The organism is Campylobacter sp. MG1 (assembly GCF_026616895.1).
Lineage (GTDB): Bacteria > Campylobacterota > Campylobacteria > Campylobacterales > Campylobacteraceae > Campylobacter_E.
Window position 1 is genome coordinate 1 of sequence record NZ_JANYME010000006.1, and the last position, 16732, is coordinate 16732.

Annotated in this window: 16 protein-coding genes, 1 tRNA gene and 1 rRNA gene; all 18 read left to right on the forward strand. The window is 27.0% G+C overall.

The window, feature by feature from the left end:
- A 16S ribosomal RNA gene (locus NY022_RS05900) occupies positions 1-87 on the forward strand; the annotation flags it as partial.
- A 119-nt stretch (positions 88-206) separates the two neighbouring features.
- A tRNA-Ile gene (locus NY022_RS05905) sits at positions 207-283 on the forward strand.
- 221 nt (positions 284-504) lie between these two features.
- Complete coding sequence (gene rplI / locus NY022_RS05910) at positions 505-948, forward strand: 50S ribosomal protein L9 (RefSeq protein ID WP_214120108.1); 444 nt, start codon at positions 505-507, stop codon at positions 946-948.
- A complete protein-coding gene (gene hslV / locus NY022_RS05915) occupies positions 948-1484 on the forward strand; it encodes an ATP-dependent protease subunit HslV (RefSeq protein WP_214115754.1) in 537 nt (178 codons plus the stop codon). The genes rplI and hslV overlap by 1 nt, the downstream gene beginning before the upstream one ends.
- A gap of 2 nt (positions 1485-1486) precedes the next feature.
- On the forward strand, positions 1487-2806 hold the full coding sequence (gene hslU / locus NY022_RS05920) for an HslU--HslV peptidase ATPase subunit (RefSeq protein ID WP_214150108.1): 1320 nt from the start codon (positions 1487-1489) through the stop codon (positions 2804-2806).
- Positions 2803-3678: a GTPase Era gene (era, locus tag NY022_RS05925; protein WP_267524383.1), complete on the forward strand. Its 876-nt coding sequence runs from the start codon at positions 2803-2805 to the stop codon at positions 3676-3678. Before hslU ends, era begins: the two co-directional genes overlap by 4 nt.
- Positions 3679-3689: 11 nt before the next feature.
- On the forward strand, positions 3690-5375 hold the full coding sequence (locus NY022_RS05930; RefSeq protein WP_267524384.1) for a hypothetical protein: 1686 nt from the start codon (positions 3690-3692) through the stop codon (positions 5373-5375).
- Positions 5372-6085 carry a hypothetical protein gene (locus NY022_RS05935; protein ID WP_267524386.1) on the forward strand — a complete coding sequence of 238 codons (714 nt, stop codon included), beginning with the start codon at positions 5372-5374 and terminating at the stop codon, positions 6083-6085. Before NY022_RS05930 ends, NY022_RS05935 begins: the two co-directional genes overlap by 4 nt.
- The gene (locus tag NY022_RS05940; protein ID WP_267524388.1) at positions 6085-6453 is read left to right on the forward strand and encodes a hypothetical protein; all 369 of its coding nucleotides are present in this window, start codon (positions 6085-6087) and stop codon (positions 6451-6453) included. Before NY022_RS05935 ends, NY022_RS05940 begins: the two co-directional genes overlap by 1 nt.
- Positions 6431-8092: a pilus (MSHA type) biogenesis protein MshL gene (gene mshL / locus NY022_RS05945; RefSeq protein WP_267524389.1), complete on the forward strand. Its 1662-nt coding sequence runs from the start codon at positions 6431-6433 to the stop codon at positions 8090-8092. The genes NY022_RS05940 and mshL overlap by 23 nt, the downstream gene beginning before the upstream one ends.
- A gap of 9 nt (positions 8093-8101) precedes the next feature.
- Complete coding sequence (locus NY022_RS05950) at positions 8102-8929, forward strand: ATP-binding protein (protein WP_267524392.1); 828 nt, start codon at positions 8102-8104, stop codon at positions 8927-8929.
- Complete coding sequence (locus NY022_RS05955) at positions 8922-9740, forward strand: hypothetical protein (RefSeq protein ID WP_267524394.1); 819 nt, start codon at positions 8922-8924, stop codon at positions 9738-9740. Before NY022_RS05950 ends, NY022_RS05955 begins: the two co-directional genes overlap by 8 nt.
- Complete coding sequence (locus tag NY022_RS05960; protein WP_267524397.1) at positions 9737-10273, forward strand: hypothetical protein; 537 nt, start codon at positions 9737-9739, stop codon at positions 10271-10273. The genes NY022_RS05955 and NY022_RS05960 overlap by 4 nt, the downstream gene beginning before the upstream one ends.
- The gene (locus NY022_RS05965) at positions 10273-12006 is read left to right on the forward strand and encodes a GspE/PulE family protein (RefSeq protein ID WP_267524399.1); all 1734 of its coding nucleotides are present in this window, start codon (positions 10273-10275) and stop codon (positions 12004-12006) included. Before NY022_RS05960 ends, NY022_RS05965 begins: the two co-directional genes overlap by 1 nt.
- Positions 12007-12009: 3 nt before the next feature.
- Entirely contained in the window at positions 12010-13242 is a 1233-nt protein-coding gene (locus tag NY022_RS05970; protein ID WP_267524401.1) for a type II secretion system F family protein, read from the forward strand.
- A gap of 57 nt (positions 13243-13299) precedes the next feature.
- Positions 13300-14700 (forward strand): Do family serine endopeptidase, encoded by a 1401-nt coding sequence (locus NY022_RS05975; RefSeq protein WP_267524402.1) that lies wholly within the window; start codon positions 13300-13302, stop codon positions 14698-14700.
- Between the two features lie 10 nt (positions 14701-14710).
- Positions 14711-15388, forward strand: a complete 678-nt coding sequence (locus tag NY022_RS05980; RefSeq protein WP_267524404.1) for a response regulator transcription factor — start codon at positions 14711-14713, stop codon at positions 15386-15388.
- The gene (locus NY022_RS05985; protein WP_267524406.1) at positions 15385-16638 is read left to right on the forward strand and encodes an ArsS family sensor histidine kinase; all 1254 of its coding nucleotides are present in this window, start codon (positions 15385-15387) and stop codon (positions 16636-16638) included. The genes NY022_RS05980 and NY022_RS05985 overlap by 4 nt, the downstream gene beginning before the upstream one ends.
- The last annotated feature ends 94 nt before the right edge of the window (positions 16639-16732 follow it).

A 16732-nucleotide genomic window follows, 5' to 3' on the forward strand; every position in this document is an offset into this window, starting at 1 on the left:
TAGTTACCGCCCACAGCAAAATCAGCGACTGGGGTGAAGTCGTAACAAGGTAACCGTAGGAGAACCTGCGGTTGGATCACCTCCTTTCTAGAGTACATACTCTTTAACTCACACTAAAGAGTAATAAATATTTCAAGAGCTCTTGAGAGCTTGTTTGGATATCAAAGGTTGAAATGAAATAAGATAACAATAATTCTACTTCTTAAGGGCCTATAGCTCAGCTGGTTAGAGTGCACCCCTGATAAGGGTGAGGTCACAAGTTCAAGTCTTGTTAGGCCCACCAGATTATCATTTATTATCCTTTATTTATTTTTTGTAAGTTTTTATTTTTAAGTGTGGTTTTTTATAAATTTTATATTAAAAATATTCATTATTAATTTATTTAGTTGTTTTTTGTTTTATTTTATACTATAATCGTTTTTTGAATTTGTAATAATTAGAAAATATGTTATATGGGATATACTTTTTTTATTACAATCAATAATATTACAAAAAGGAGAAATTATGAAAGTTTTATTAATTAAAGATGTAAAAGGCTTAGGTAAAGCCGGAGAAGTTAAAGAAGTAAAAGATGGTTATGGTCAAAATTTCTTAATCGGTAAAGGTTTTGCAAAAGTTGCTAGCACAGAAGTGCTTAGAAAACACGCAAGTGATTTAAAGAAAAAAGAAGAGCAAGACAGATATGAACTTGAATTAATGAATAAATTAAAAGATAGTTTAGCTGATAAAAAAGTTATTATTAAAAAACAATTAGGTGCTAATGGAGCATTATTTGGTGGAGTTACAAAAGATGAAATTTCACACGCTATTAAAGAGCAATTTAACCTTGAACTTGATAAAAAAAGTATTCAAGATTATGCTATTAAAGCAGAAGGTGAGTATAAAGTGAGTGCAAAATTAGGTCATGGCATTGTTGCTGAATTTGTAGTAGTGGTAAAAGGTGCTTAATGTTTCACGCTACTACGATTTTAGCTTATAAAGGAAAAGATGCTTCAGTAATTGGTGGTGACGGGCAAGTTACTTTTGGAAATACGGTTTTAAAGGGTAATGCAGTAAAACTTAGAAAGCTTTATGAAGGAAAAGTATTAGCAGGTTTTGCAGGAAGCACTGCTGATGCTTTTACTTTATTTGATATGTTTGAAAAAATGCTTGAGAGTAAAAAAGGAGATTTAGAAAGAGCTGTTATTGAGTTTTCAAAAGAGTGGAGAAAAGATAAATACTTAAGAAAACTTGAAGCTATGATGATAGTTTTAAACAGAAAACAAATCTTTTTATTAAGCGGGACAGGCGATGTAGTTGTGCCACAAGATGAGTGCATTTGTGCTATTGGAAGTGGTGGAGCATACGCACTTAGTGCTGCAAGAGCATTGCATAATCATGCGAATTTAGATGAATTAACTTTAGTTAAAGAAAGTCTTAAAATTGCAGGAGAGATTTGTATTTATACAAACACAAATATAACTACTTATGAATTAAGGGATTAAGAATGCAGATGTTACCTAAAGAAATTGTTGAATTTTTAGATGAATATGTAATAGGTCAAGAAAAAGCTAAAAAGGTAATTGCTATTGCTTTAAGAAATAGATATAGAAGATTAAAGCTTGAAGAAAGTATGCAAGATGATGTTGTTCCTAAAAATATTTTAATGATAGGAAGCACAGGTGTGGGTAAAACAGAAATTGCAAGAAGAATTGCTAAATTAATGGGCTTACCTTTTATTAAAGTAGAAGCTAGTAAATATACTGAAGTTGGTTTTGTTGGTCGTGATGTAGAAAGTATGGTAAGAGATTTAGCTAATGCGGCTTTAACTTTAGTAAAAAATGAACATTTAGAAAAAAACAAATCAAGATTAGCCGAACTAATAGAAAATAAAATTTTAGAAAAATTATTACCGCCATTACCAAAAGGTGTTAGTGAAGAAAAACAAGCAGAGTATGAAACTAGCTTAGAAAAGATGAAAGAGCGTCTAAGAAATAAAGAATTTGAAGATAAGGTTATAGAAATTTATGTAACCCAACGCTCACTTGAGACAAATCCAAATCTACCACCAGAACTTGCAAGTATGCAAGAGATGGTAAAAGTGATTGGTATTGCTGATAAAAAAGTAAAAAAAGAGTTAAAAATTAAAGACGCTAGAAAAGTTTTAGAAACTGAATTAACAGATAGTGTTTTAGATAATGAAAGTATTAAAGATGAAGCCTTAAAAAGAGTTCAAAATGAAGGAATAATCTTTATTGACGAGATAGATAAAGTTGCGGTAAGCTCGGGTAATTCAAGTAGACAAGACCCTAGCAAAGAAGGTGTTCAAAGAGATTTGTTACCTATCGTAGAAGGTAGTGTAGTAAATACTAAATTAGGTAATGTAAAAACTGATCATATATTATTTATTGCAGCAGGTGCATTTCATTTAAGTAAGCCAAGTGATTTAATCCCTGAATTACAAGGTAGATTTCCACTAAGAGTTGAGCTTGATAGCTTGGGTGCTGATGAATTGTATGAGATTTTAACAAGACCTAAAAACTCACTTTTAAAACAATATAAAGCACTTTTAGAAACTGAAGGAGTTAATTTAGTGTTTGAAGATGATGCTATTAAAAAAATTGCAAAAATAGCAGCACAAGCAAATGAAAGTATGGAAGATATAGGTGCTAGACGCTTACATACTGTTATTGAAAAATTAGTAGAAGATATTTCTTATGAGTGTGATAAATACAAAGATAAAGATTGTGTAATAGATACAAAATTAGTTGATGATAAATTAGGCTCTATTATAGAAAATCAAGATATAGCAAGATATATTTTATGAAAAGCGGTTTTGTAAGTGTAATCGGCAGAACAAATGCCGGTAAAAGCACAATGATTAATTCTTTACTAGGCGAAAATATTTGCCTAGTATCACATAAAGAAAATGCCACAAGAAGAAAAATGAATGTGGTAATAATGCACGATGAAAATCAAATAATATTAATAGATACTCCAGGCCTACACGAAAGCAATAAGAATTTCAATCAACTATTAATAGAAGCTGCTAAAAAGAGCTTAGATGAGTGTGATTTGATTGTATTCGTTATGAGTATTTTTGATAGTTTAGATGAATATAAAAAATTTTTAGATTTAAAGCCAAAGGTTGAGCATATTGTAGTTATAAACAAAGTTGATTTGGTTGAACCTAAAAAATTATTGGATAAATTAGAAGAATTTAATAAATTAGATATTGTTCCTAATATCATTCCTTATTCATCAAAAAATAAATTCTATAAAAATAAATTATTAGATGAGATGGTAAAGTATTTACCAGAACACCCATATTTTTTTGACCCAGAATTTAGCACTGATAAAACAACTAAAGATGTTATTAAAGAATTAATAATAGAAAGCATTTACCAAAATTTAAGTGATGAATTGCCATATTGTTGTGAAGTGTTAATTAATAAAATTATAGAAAAAGATAATTTTTTAACTATTTATGCCGATATTATTACAGATTCAGAAAATCATAAAGCAATGCTAATTGGTCGAAATGCTAATACAATTAAGCGTATTGGAATAGTTGCTAGGAAAAGAATTGCTGAAGTTTTTTTATTAAAAATTAACTTAAAGTTGGTTGCAAAAGTTCAAAAAAAATGGTATGATGACGAGAGATTTTTGAAAAAAATCGGTATTATGTCAAATCATTAAAAGGTGTTTAGATGTCTAAAGCGGTGAAAAAAAGGGATATTGTAGTTTTAGAGCCTAGTTCTAAAAAGCTTTATAAACTATCGGACAATATACTTAGTGAAATTACTGTCAAAGAAAAAAGTAATTCATCGTATAACTTAAGTTATATGCGTGGCGATAATGTTATGTACGCTTCAGTTGAGATTCCAAATGATAGTAAGGATGACGAGGTTAGCATAATTACTAATAAAGCTTATGAAATTTTAGGATTAGATATTGAAAAAGGATATAAAATATCATATAGTATATCTAATGCTAGTGTCGGTATTAATACTGTTTATAATGTTTTTGTTGTAGAAGATGAGAAAATAGACAGTGAATTTAAAGATGTAGCTAATAAAATGCAATATATTGATTATATTGATATGGAACCTTTGCTATATCAAAATTATTATTCTAATAAATTGATTGATAGTGCCGGTATTCAAGTATTTATATATTTTCATAAAACTTATACTACTCTTACTGTTTATAAGGATGGAGAACTTGTTAATTATAAAATTTTAAATATGATTAGCATAGATAAAGTTTATGGAGAATATGTTAGAGATTTAGGAGAAAGAATTCCAGAACATATTTTCATATCGGATTTAAATAAATATGGTTTTGATAATCCTGATAATATTAAAAGAGTATCTTTAAATACTATTTTTTGCAATTATTTTAGATTTGTTGGTTCAAATTTAGAATTAATATTAAGAGGCTTATCTAGGGATAGCGAGCAAATAACTAAAGTTTTTGTAGGAACTGATATTGGTTTTAGTCAAAATTTCTTACAAAAAGTAGAAGTATTCTTTGGATGTTTTAATAGTCCTGAAGAGAATAAATTAGATAAGTTATTAGAAAATGTTATTGAATCTAATCAAGATAGTTGTGTTGTTGGTGAATTTATCAATATTCATAAAATAAGATATGATTTATTTAAAAATGTTAAAAATTTTATAGTAGAGAACAATAATAACTCTGATTTTACTAATATGCCTGAAAAAGATAGCCCAGAGTTAAAAATCAATCCTTTTGTATTATTGTGTCTATTAAGAGGTAACGAGCAATTAAAATTACCTAGTGATATATTTAATATCTCTCCTTATTTAAGACCACCACCGTTTTTACAAAGATATTCAGGTAAATTATTATTGTCAGTATTAGTTGTTGCCGTGTTGTCTAGTATTTATCCTCTTTATAATGTCATCACTAATTTTTTTATTACACAAGAAATTGATAAGATAGTAGAGTCTTTACCTGAAAAAGAAGGTGTATATAAAAAAGTTGATAGTGAGATTAAGGCATTAAATGAAAAAATAGCTGGTGTTGAGCAAGAGGTAAGTGACGAGAAAAATAAAAGGGATTATAGATATAGACTACTTGATAATATTTATAATAAAAAAGTTAATTATTTATCTAAAGCAAAGGTTTTCGTTGATATTGGAAATATTTTAAATTCTACTAATATAAAGGTTACTAAGTTAGAAATAGATAAAGATAGAATCAGTTTATTACTAAAAGGTAGTTCTACTGGCATGACATCTTTTCTTAAAGAAATAGGTAATAATGATAATTATATAATAGAATCTAAAGAAGTTTTGATAAGTATTTTGGATAAAAACAATAAATTAAAAGAATATGAAAGTAATATTGTAATAAGGGTATTGAAATGAAACAAGTTAGTATATTTGATAAAATAGATAATTATTATGAAAAACAACCTAATACAAATGCGTTTTATATGACTATCTTATTAGTTGCTGTTCTTATTGGATACTTAATATATGATTATACCTATGAATCTACACAAGAGAATTTAGAAGAAAGCAGGGTAAAATTACAAGAAGTAACAAATAGACTCAATGAAGTAGATGGCTTTATAGAAACTCACAGGATTAATGATACGATTAAAAAACTAACTCTTAAATTACAAGATACTGAAAAAAATAGAGATAGCGTAATTGATGATAATAACTATTTTGACAATAAATTAAGAGAAGCATCTAAATTGCTTTACAATCAAAAGAACTGGTCTGAATTTATGGCTAAAATAAATGATTTATCAAAGACTTATAAGGTAAATTTATACGATGTAAAGAGTAGTATAAATGATTTAAATACTCAAAATGTTGAAGAAGTTTTTAATGTTGTATTTAATTTAGATGGAAAATTTCAAGATATTTTACATTTTGTAAATAAATTAGAGCAATCAGTTGATGTTGTTGATGTTAGTTACTTATCAATTTATAAAGATGGTGAAAATAAAGATGAAAACAATTCTTATAACAATAATTCATCTAATCAAAAGCAAGAAACTAACCCTATCAATAAAAATTCGATAAAAGCAGATATTAAAATATCAATATGGGGGATTAAATATTAATGAAAAAGTTATTGTTAGTCTTAGTTTGTTTGCAGTTAGCAAATGCCATGAATAGAGCTGAGTTAGATGATAAAGTTAAAGAGCTTATTCAAATTAGAACAACCATAGAATCTAGTGAAATATCTAGTGTAAATAACCCATTTTATCAAGATAAGGATCAAGAACAAGATACTATAACATTTAGTTTATTTGCTATCGTTGATAAAAGGGCTAAGATAAATCAAAAATGGTGTGGTATAGGTGAAGAAATTAGTAATGGTTATAAAGTAGTTTCAGTTAATAAAGAAAAAGTAGGAATATCAAATTCAAATAATTATATAGAATTAAATTTAAAGGATATGAAGAATGTTAAAATCAAAGTTAAATAAAGTAATTTTATCTTTAAGTGCAAGTTTATTATTAGCTTCATCTTTAAACGCATCGGACTGTACTCAAAAAGCTTTTGATATAAAAGTTAAAGAGGATACATCGGCTGGTGAAATAATAAATCAATTATCAAATATTTGTAATTTTAGTGTTGTGTATAAAGATTCTTATGCAAAAAATTCTTTAGGCGTTAGACAAGATGGTATTAATATAAAGAATATGCATATAAATAATATTTTTGATTTACTTATCAAAGAGCAAGGTTTGGATTATTATTTTGCTGATAATGTTTTAAGAATACAAGGTTTGCAAACAAAAACTTTTAAATTAGATTATATTACATCTATTCGTAAAGGTAGTGCGGTTACTAAGGCAAATGTTGAATCTCAATCATCAAGTAGTAGTGATAGTAGTAGTTCAAGTTCAAGTTCAAGCTCAAGTTCAGATAGCGATAATATGATCGAGACTAAAGAGGAATTTGATTTTTGGAAAAATATAGGTAAAGAAATTTCAGATATCATACAAGGTTCAGGTATGAGTATCCCATCAACTCAACCTACTATAAATTCTAATGCTGGTTTAATTACAGTTACAGCTAACCAAGAGATTTTAAATAGAATAGAGGCTTATTTAAGTCAGGTTCAAGAATCACTCAAAAAACAAGTAGTAATTGATGTTTCAATTATAGAAGTAAGCCTTAATAAATCTCATAAAACAGGTATAGATTGGACACAATTTAATTTAGGTTTTAGTACAGCTGGTTCTACTATAGGAGATCCATTACAATTTACTGGTAATGGAAGTTACTTGCCTACAATTTCGCTTGGTATTGGTAGTCCAAAGGATAAGACTGCAAATTATACAGGTTTTCAAGTTGGAAAATCTCATGATGGAAGATGGTTTGGCAAAGAAAATGTATCTTTAAATATGGGTCTAAATATGACAGGTATGATTAACTTCTTAAAAGAAAGTGGAGATGTTAAGGTTGTTTCAAGTCCTAAAGTAGCGGCATTAAATAATCAGCAAGCATTAATCACAGTTGGTAATACGTATAATTACAAAATTCAAAGTGGTAGCACTACAACTGATAGTGGCACAACAAACGATGGTGAAGAAGAAAAATCAATTTTCGTAGGTATTTTATTAAATATCTTACCTGAAATATCAGATGATAATAAGATTATGTTAAGAATTAACCCAAGTATTAGTGAATTATTACGCTCTGAAGATGCTAGCATTAATAATAGTGGCAAAAGTTATAGGGAAGTTGCACCTGATACAAGACAGAAAAAATTATCAACAGTTGTTCAAGTAAGAGATGGTGAAACTATAGTTTTAGGTGGTCTTATAACTGATTCAGAAGGATTTTCAAAAAATGGTATCCCAGTTTTACAAGATATCCCATTTGTAGGTAAATTATTTGGTAGTAAGAAAAAAAGCAAAGATAAATCAGAGTTGGTATTTGTAATAACTCCACATATAGTTGATTTTACACAAGATAAAAAAGAAGTTAAAAAATCTTTAGAGGATTTAGGATATTCTTTAGCACTTGATTATAAAGATGAGTTAAAACCTGATGCTACTAAAAATGTATTTAAAGAAAAACAAGAAGAATTTGATTCAGTAAATAATTCAAAATAAGGGATATTTGTGAACAAATATACATTGGCTAAGGAATTGTTTATAGATAATTTAGAAAGTCTTAGATTTATCAATTTAGATAAGTCTAAGATTGCCTATCATAAAATTATAACTTCATTAGAAAAACCACTTAAATTGATATTATTTTATGGAAAGCCAGGTTGTGGTAAGACTTTTTTATTAAATAAAATAGAAAAAGATTTAAAAGAAAAAAATAAAAAGATTATATTATTAGAACAGCCATTTTATTCAGAATCAGGATTTTACACAGAATTGCATAGAAAAATTTTTAATGAATATGTAGAGATTGAAAAATACGAAGATTTTTTAAGAATTTTTAAAGATAAAGTTACTCAAACACCTGAAGAATTAAAATACGATGGATATATGGTAATGCTTGATGAAGCACAAATGTATCCTGATATTTTAATAGAAAAAATTAGATTACTTTCAGATACTAGAATGTTTAAATTCTTATTTACCGTTCATAAAACAATAGCTGGTGAGGATATTTTAGCACAAGGTCATTTTACTACTAGGATTTGGGAAAGTATTGAACTTAGTGAATCTAGCGAAGACGAAATAAAAACTTATATTGATAAAAAATTAGAAACTTTAAAAAATGGGTTAGATAAGGGTTTTTTTAATAATAAAAATTATAAATTTATTTATAATGTAACTAAGGGTAATTTAAGAACTGTTAATATGCTTTTATATAAGGCATTTGAAATTTATGAGTTTTACGAACAAGAAAGATTTAGTGAATTTAATAATCCTAAAGTAAATGAAAAAGTTTTAGAAATGGCAGCACTTGATAAAGGTTTGTTAGATGCTTAATTTACATGAGATAATAGAATTAGAAAAAAAATGGCACGATTATAAAGAAAAACATAATAAAAAGAAAAGAAATATCATTTATTTTATTGTTGTTATTTTAGCTATTTGTTTAATTTTATTGCTTGTTTATTATTTTTATAACAAGGGTGCAAGTGAATTACAGCAAAATATTCAAAAGAGCAATCAAGAAATTAAGCATATAGTTAATGATAAGAAAGTAGAACTTGAAAAAAATAAAATTTTAAAAAAGAATAAAGAAAAAAATACTGAAAATACTTATGAAACAAATATTATTGAAAATAATGTATCTGTTAATAATGATTTAAATGATGTTAAAAATATAAAAAGTAACGATACTAAAATGCCTTCACTTACAATACAAAATATAGATGCTAAAAATTCAACATTTGTATTTAGCGAAAATAAAAATCAGGTAATTAATTCATCTCCAATTGATAATGGTAATATTGTTATATCAAATATCTCTAAAAATGTTGTTGAAAAAGTTAGTAATATTGATAATTTGGAGTATTTATTAATTAAATATAATGAAACAAATAGCATATATTTTGCTTTGGAAATTGCTGAAATTTATTACAATAAATTAGATTATATGAATGCTAGAAAGTGGGCTTTAACTGCTAATAAAAAAGATTATAATAATGAAAAAAGTTGGATAATTTTTGCTAAGTCAAGTTATAAACTCGGATATAAAGAACAAGCTATTAGCGCTTTAAATTCTTATTTAAATACAAAGGATTCAAATATAATAAGAAAATTATTAGATGATATTAGGAAAGATGAAATATGAAAAAATTGTTTATTATATTTATTAGTATAAATTGTTTTGCATTTAGTTTAGATAGTGTAAATAAAGCTATTGAAGATGGAAAATATGAGAAGGTATGTAATTCATCTATATATAATTTAGCTATTAGAAAAAATGATGATGGTTTATTAAATTTATATGCTATTGCCTGTTTAAAATCAGACTATATTAACAAATTATCAGATGTAATTATAAAATTAAGAAATTCTAAAGAAGCTAGAATAAATGCTGTTTATTATTCTACTATATTATATAAGAAAAAGCTTTTACATGCTGCTTTGGTTGATGGTATGGATATTAGTGTTATTAAATTGCCTAAGTGTGATCATATATTATCAGATATTTATGATGATTATATATCTAATAATTTTGTAAAAGATAATGATAAATATATTTTTAGTTATAATAATTTAAAATATGAGCTTAGCTTAAAAGAGGAACGTCCATTTACTAAAATGGTTTTAAAAGTTATTGATGAAAATAATAATATTAAAGAAGTAAAAGAGTACTGGTAATGGAATTTGTAGAAAAGTTAGGAACTTTAGTATATAGAAGAAATATTGAATTAAAAGATAAAATTTTATCTTTTGTTAGTCCAGAGGAAAAATTAAATTTTATTAAATCAACATTAAGTAGTGAAGAATTAGATAGTGTATTATATGAATTATACAAAGCATCTTCTATAAGTTTAGATGATATAGCTATTTATTTTGAGATTAGTAATAAAGATTTTTTAGAAAAATTAGCTAAAAAATTAAGATTTGAATATATTGATTTAGATTCTATAGATATTAATTATAAAATTTCGGAAAAAATTCAATATTCGGTATTGTCAAATTACGGTTTTTTACCATTTAAAGAAGATGAAATTAATCTATATGTAGCATATAAAGAGCCATTTAATTTAGAAACGCAAGATAGAGTTCAGCATTTATTTAATAGAAAATTGGTGAAAAATTATGTTGCTTTACCTTCTCAAATTGATAGATATTTAAATAAAATTCAATTAAATGAAAGTATAAAAGATATAGTTGCTGATATTAGAAAAGAGCTAAGTTCAGATGCTACAGTTGGTGGAGATCAAGATAGTTCAGGTATCTTAAAGTTAATTGAAGTTATCCTTAGAACTTGTATTGTGAATCGCTCAAGTGATATTCACATTGAACCAACAGAGACAAATTGTATTGTTCGTGGTAGGATTGACGGTATGCTTGCTGAAATTTTTATTTTTGATAAAGATATATATCCACCGATGGTTTCTAGGATGAAACTTTTATCAAATATGGATATTGCCGAAAAAAGAAAGCCACAAGATGGCAGATTTTCAGCTAGAGTTATGGATAAAGAATATGATTTTCGTATTTCAACATTACCTATTATAAATGGTGAAAGTATAGTTTTAAGGATACTTGATAAATCAAAGATTTTAATTAGTCTAGGCAATCTTGGAATGCACCCTACAAATCTTGAAAGATTTCAAGCAGCAATGCACGCTCCTTATGGAATTATCCTTGTAACTGGTCCAACGGGAAGTGGTAAAACAACTACTCTTTATGCTGCTCTTAATGATATGAAAAGCGTTGAGACTAAAATTATCACGGTTGAAGACCCTGTAGAGTATCAACTAAACTTAATTCAACAAGTGCATGTTAATGAAAAAGCAGGGCTGACATTTGCAGCCGCACTTAGGTCTATTCTAAGACAAGACCCTGATATTATAATGATAGGTGAGATTAGGGACGCTGAGACTTTAAGAATTGCTATTCAAGCAGCGCTTACAGGACACTTAGTATTTTCAACTCTTCACACTAATGACGCAGTTTCAGCCGTTACCAGGATAGTTGATATGGGGGTTGAGCCTTATATGGTTAGTGGTGCATTAACAGCTATTGAAGCACAAAGACTTGTAAGAAAGCTTTGTCCTGAATGTAAACAAGCTACTAAATTACCAGATAGTTTGTATGCAAAAGTTGAAAAATATTTAGGTGAGGTAGAAGAGCCTAAATTTTATAAGCCTGTAGGTTGCCCTAAGTGTTCTCAAACTGGTTATACAGGTCGTGAAATGATAAGTGAGATTTTACCAGTTAGCGACACTATATCATCAATGGTTGCAGCGGGTGCATCTAAAGAAGATATTAGAAGAGTTGCTTATGAAGAAGGTTTTGTTGATATGTTTCATGATGGGGTTGTAAGAGCTGCAAGAGGGATTACAAGTATGGACGAAGTATTAAGAGTTGCGAAAGAGTAGTAGATGAAAAAGTTTCAGGTTGAATATATTAGTAAAGGACAAAAAAAAGTGTTAACTCTTACAGCACAAACTAAAGCAAGTGCTGTCGAGCAGGCTAAAAATAGAAATTTAGGTCGTATAGTAAAAGCCGGAGAAGTTCAGACTGTATCTTTGGGAATTGTTGATAGAGTAAAAAATTTATCTTTTTTTAAACCTAAAATCAAATTACCGGATTTGATAGCTTCTATTAGTCAGTTAGGCGTTATGGCAGGAGCTGGTATATCTATACATGATAGTGTTAAGGAAGTTGCTGATTCTAGTTCTAATAAAAGAGTAAAAGAAATTTTTTCTAAAGTTTATGAGGACTTAAATGCTGGTCTTAGTATAAGTTTATCATTAGAGCCTTTTCATGCTGAACTAGGTGATATTACACTAGCTATGATAAAACTTGGCGAAAGTACTGGTAAATTAGGGGAAAGTTTGAAAAAACTTGCAGAAATTTTGCAAGAATTATATGACAATCAGCAAAAATTTAAAAAAGCATTAAGATATCCTATTATAGTTATAACAGCTATTGCTATAGCATTTACAATATTAATGCTTGTCGTTGTACCTCAATTTAAAGAAATCTTTGAGCAATTAGGGGCGAATTTGCCACCAGCTACTAAAGCCTTGTTATTTATAGAACATACTTTAAGGAATTATGGTTTGTATGTTTTAGGTGGTTTAATTGTATTTTTAGTAGCTAGCAAAAAGGCATATGCAAGTAATGATAATTATAAAATGTTAGTTGATAGATATGCTCTAAGAGTATATCTAATAGGTAAAATTATTTTATTTGCTACTATGAGTAGATTTAATCTTATTTTCACAGAATTAGTAAGAGCTGGTATTCCTATTGCTGATGCACTTGATACAGCTTTAAGAACAATAGCAAATACTACTATGAAAAATAAATTAAATGCTACTAAAATTTCAATTTCTAGAGGGCTTAGTTTAACTGAAGCATTTAAAGAAACAGAGCTTTATGAAAATATGCTTATTCAAATGATTAAAGCTGGTGAAGCCAGTGGTCAATTAGATTCAATGTTAGAAAAAGTTACAGCTTATTACAAGGACAGGTTTAATAATATAATTGATAACCTATCAAGTTATATTGAACCTATTTTGATGATTTTTATAGCAGGTATGGTTTTATTCTTAGCACTTGGTATTTTTATGCCTATGTGGGATTTGGGAAGTGCTGTAAAAAATTAAAAACTAATCATTTACTACGCTTATTTATACTTAACGGTTTTATGAAGGAGTGTATATATGAAAAAAGTTATTATATCTTTATTATGCGTTGGTTTTTTAAATGCATTAGAGCTAGGTGCTACATCTAAAAATGTATTAAATTTAAATATCGCACCTAGTGCTCAACGTGAAAACCCAAATGATATTAATTATATTTTATCCTATAACAATTCTATTAATGAGAGTAGAAAAAGTGTTGTTAATATTCTAGTAGAATCAAAGTCAAAAAATTTATTTTATGATGAAATGAATGGTATATTTAACGACCCATTTTTTAAGAATTTTTTTGATTTTATAAACCCTAAAGATGGCGATGATTTTTTAGATAAAAGATTAGGTTCAGGTGTTATTATTAGTAGTGACGGTTATATTATTACAAATAGCCATGTAGTTCAAGATTCTGAAAAAATCATTGTAAATATAGATGATAATGAATACAATGCTACTTTAATAGGTAGTGATAATAAAACTGATATTGCTATTATTAAAATAGATGCGAAAGAATTAAATGCCATTAAATTTGCTAATTCTGATGAAGTGCTTGTTGGAGATATTGTATTTGCTATAGGTAATCCTTTTGGCGTTGGAGAGACTATTACAAGTGGTATAGTTTCAGCTTTAAATAAGAATAATATAGGGTTAAATACTTATGAAAATTTTATACAAACTGATGCAGCTATAAACCCTGGTAATTCAGGTGGTGCTTTAGTTGATAGCCGTGGTGCTTTAATAGGTATAAATTCAGCAATAATCACTAGAAGTGGTGGTGCTAATGGAATAGGTTTTGCAATTCCTTCTAATATGGTAAAAAATATAGCAACTCAATTAATAGAAAAAGGCAAGATTGAAAGAGGATATTTAGGTGTTTATTTAACCGAGTTGAAAGGTGATTTAAAGAAGGCCTATAATAATCAAACTGGGGTTTTGATTACCCAAGTAGAAGTCGATTCAGTTGCTGATAAAGCTGGACTTAAACGCGGGGATTTGATTACTAAAATTGACAATATGGAAGTAAAAAATGTGGCTGATTTAAAAAATTATATTGGTGCATTAAGTCCAAATACTAAAGTAAGTATTAGTTATGAAAGAGATGGTAAAATGAGCTCAGTTGAAGTTTCATTATCATCTGATAAAATAAGTTTAAATGATGAAGAATTTTTAGGATTGATACTTAGTGATTTGACAAAAGAACAAGCGAAAAAATACAACAATGAAGGTGTTTTAGTAAAAAGTGTATCAAAAAAATCTAAGTCTTATGAAGCAGGTATTAAAGAAGGTGATTTAATAGTAGCAGTAGAAAATATTGAGACAAAAAATATAAGTCAATTAAAAAATGTTTTATCAAAATTTAAAAATAAACAATATTTAAAAATTTGGATAGAAAGAAATTCTTTAACTAATTTGGTTATTGTTAAATAAAGGGGAAGTTATGATTAAAATTTTAATGATTGAAGATGATTTAGAATTAGCTGAAGTTTTAGCAGAATATTTAGAACAATATGATATGAAAGTTGATATCGCAGATGAACCTTATATAGGTTTATCTAAGTTAAATTTAAATACTTATGATTTGATTATATTAGATTTAACATTACCTGGTATGGATGGGCTTGAAGTATGTAAAGAGATTAGGAAAAAACATACTAGTCCTATAATAATTTCATCAGCTAGAAGTGATATTAATGATAAGGTAGAAGCTTTAGAATTAGGTGCTGATGATTATTTACCAAAACCGTATGATCCAAAAGAATTAAAAGCTAGAATTACATCACATTTAAGAAGATTCGAGCAAATTCAAATAAGTGCAAACGAGCATAGTAACAAGACTTTAGAATATGATGAATTTAAACACGCTATTTATTTTAAAGGTAAAGAATTAGTTTTAACAAATGCAGAATTTGATATTTTAAGTTATTTGATTAAAAAAGAGGGCGGGGTAGTTAGTCGTGAAGAATTAATTTATAATTGCTCTTCAATTAATGAAGAAAGTTCTAATAAAAGTATAGATGTAATTATTTCTAGAATAAGACAAAAAATTAGTGATGATAGCAAAACTCCAACTCATATTCACGCAATTAGGGGAATTGGTTATAAGCTAACACAATGAAATCTAGTATCTTTTATGTAATTACTTTTATTTTTATATTAGCTAGCACTACTATAGGAATAGCTTTTATTTGGCTAATAAATTATGATAAAATAAACTACTCAAATGAATTAAATGCTAAATATTCTTATTTAGCAAATTTAAAATTACAAGAGATATCAAATGCTATATCAGAAAATGAATTTAACGATAAAAAAGAGCAGTTTAAATTAAGATTAATAGAAAAGCATAAAATTTCTAATATACTAAATGAATCAATAGTGTTAGCAGAAGATAGCAATAATTTAGGTACTAGTAAGATATTAACTAATAAAGGAAAAAATTATTTATATATAATATCAAATGACAAAGAATATTTATATGAAGATAAAAGCTTTAATCAATATAGATATATGAGTGTAAATATTATTTTATTTATAGTGATTTTAGTTCTTTTTGTTAGTTATATTTTTGTTATTAAAAAATTAAGACCTATTAGGGCTTTAAAAAGACAAATAGTTAAATTTGCTAATAATGATTTGGAAAATATTGAAAATGTATCATTAGGGAATGATGAAATTTCAGAAGTTTCAGAAGCATTTTATCAAGCTATTAAAAAAATTCAAAATTTAAATACTTCTAGACAATTTTTTTTAAGAAATATTATGCATGAGTTAAAAACACCTATTACAAAAGGTCGTATAACCGTAGAAATGCTAGAGGATAATAAATTTAAGCAAAGATTAACAAATGTTTTTGATAGAATGACTATGTTAATAGATGAATTAGCAGCCGTAGAACAGATTTCTAGTGGAGTTGCTAAAAACATTAAAAAAGTTTCTATTAATCATGTTTTTAATGAAGCAAAAGATATGTTATTGTTAAGTGATGAAAAAATAAGTTTAATCAGTAGTAATTCTTTTATAGTACTAATTGATTTTAAATTATTTACAACTGCAATAAAAAATTTATTAGACAATGCTATTAAGTATTCAGATGATAATAGTGTAAAAGTAACCATCTCTTCTAATATTATTAAGTTTTATAACAAGGGTAAAGAATTAGATAAAAGCTTAGATTATTATATAGAGCCTTTTACTCAAGGAGGGAATAAAATATCAAATTCTTTTGGTTTGGGTCTTTATGTCGTAAGTACTATTTTAGAATCCCATAAATTAAAATTATCGTATAATTATGAAAATGGTTATAATATTTTTTCAATATTAAATTTAGAAAATATTATATTAAAAGATCAAAATAATATATCTTAATAAGTTTTTATTAAATTTAAAAGGATAAAATAACAGCTTATTTCACACACACCAGTCCTTATTTGTTGCAACATTAGTTGTATTTGGGTGTGGA

Bases quoted from the DNA above. Each gene is read 5' to 3' on its own strand.
- NY022_RS05955 (WP_267524394.1), top strand. From the start codon at position 8,922: ATGCTTAATTTACATGAGATAATAGAATTAGAAAAAAAATGGCACGAT.
- NY022_RS05935 (WP_267524386.1), top strand. From the start codon at position 5,372: ATGAAACAAGTTAGTATATTTGATAAAATAGATAATTATTATGAAAAA.
- hslV (WP_214115754.1), top strand. From the start codon at position 948: ATGTTTCACGCTACTACGATTTTAGCTTATAAAGGAAAAGATGCTTCA.
- hslU (WP_214150108.1), top strand. From the start codon at position 1,487: ATGCAGATGTTACCTAAAGAAATTGTTGAATTTTTAGATGAATATGTA.
- NY022_RS05930 (WP_267524384.1), top strand. From the start codon at position 3,690: ATGTCTAAAGCGGTGAAAAAAAGGGATATTGTAGTTTTAGAGCCTAGT.
- NY022_RS05940 (WP_267524388.1), top strand. From the start codon at position 6,085: ATGAAAAAGTTATTGTTAGTCTTAGTTTGTTTGCAGTTAGCAAATGCC.
- NY022_RS05975 (WP_267524402.1), top strand. From the start codon at position 13,300: ATGAAAAAAGTTATTATATCTTTATTATGCGTTGGTTTTTTAAATGCA.
- era (WP_267524383.1), top strand. From the start codon at position 2,803: ATGAAAAGCGGTTTTGTAAGTGTAATCGGCAGAACAAATGCCGGTAAA.
- NY022_RS05965 (WP_267524399.1), top strand. From the start codon at position 10,273: ATGGAATTTGTAGAAAAGTTAGGAACTTTAGTATATAGAAGAAATATT.
- NY022_RS05960 (WP_267524397.1), top strand. From the start codon at position 9,737: ATGAAAAAATTGTTTATTATATTTATTAGTATAAATTGTTTTGCATTT.
- rplI (WP_214120108.1), top strand. From the start codon at position 505: ATGAAAGTTTTATTAATTAAAGATGTAAAAGGCTTAGGTAAAGCCGGA.
- NY022_RS05970 (WP_267524401.1), top strand. From the start codon at position 12,010: ATGAAAAAGTTTCAGGTTGAATATATTAGTAAAGGACAAAAAAAAGTG.
- NY022_RS05985 (WP_267524406.1), top strand. From the start codon at position 15,385: ATGAAATCTAGTATCTTTTATGTAATTACTTTTATTTTTATATTAGCT.
- mshL (WP_267524389.1), top strand. From the start codon at position 6,431: ATGTTAAAATCAAAGTTAAATAAAGTAATTTTATCTTTAAGTGCAAGT.
- NY022_RS05980 (WP_267524404.1), top strand. From the start codon at position 14,711: ATGATTAAAATTTTAATGATTGAAGATGATTTAGAATTAGCTGAAGTT.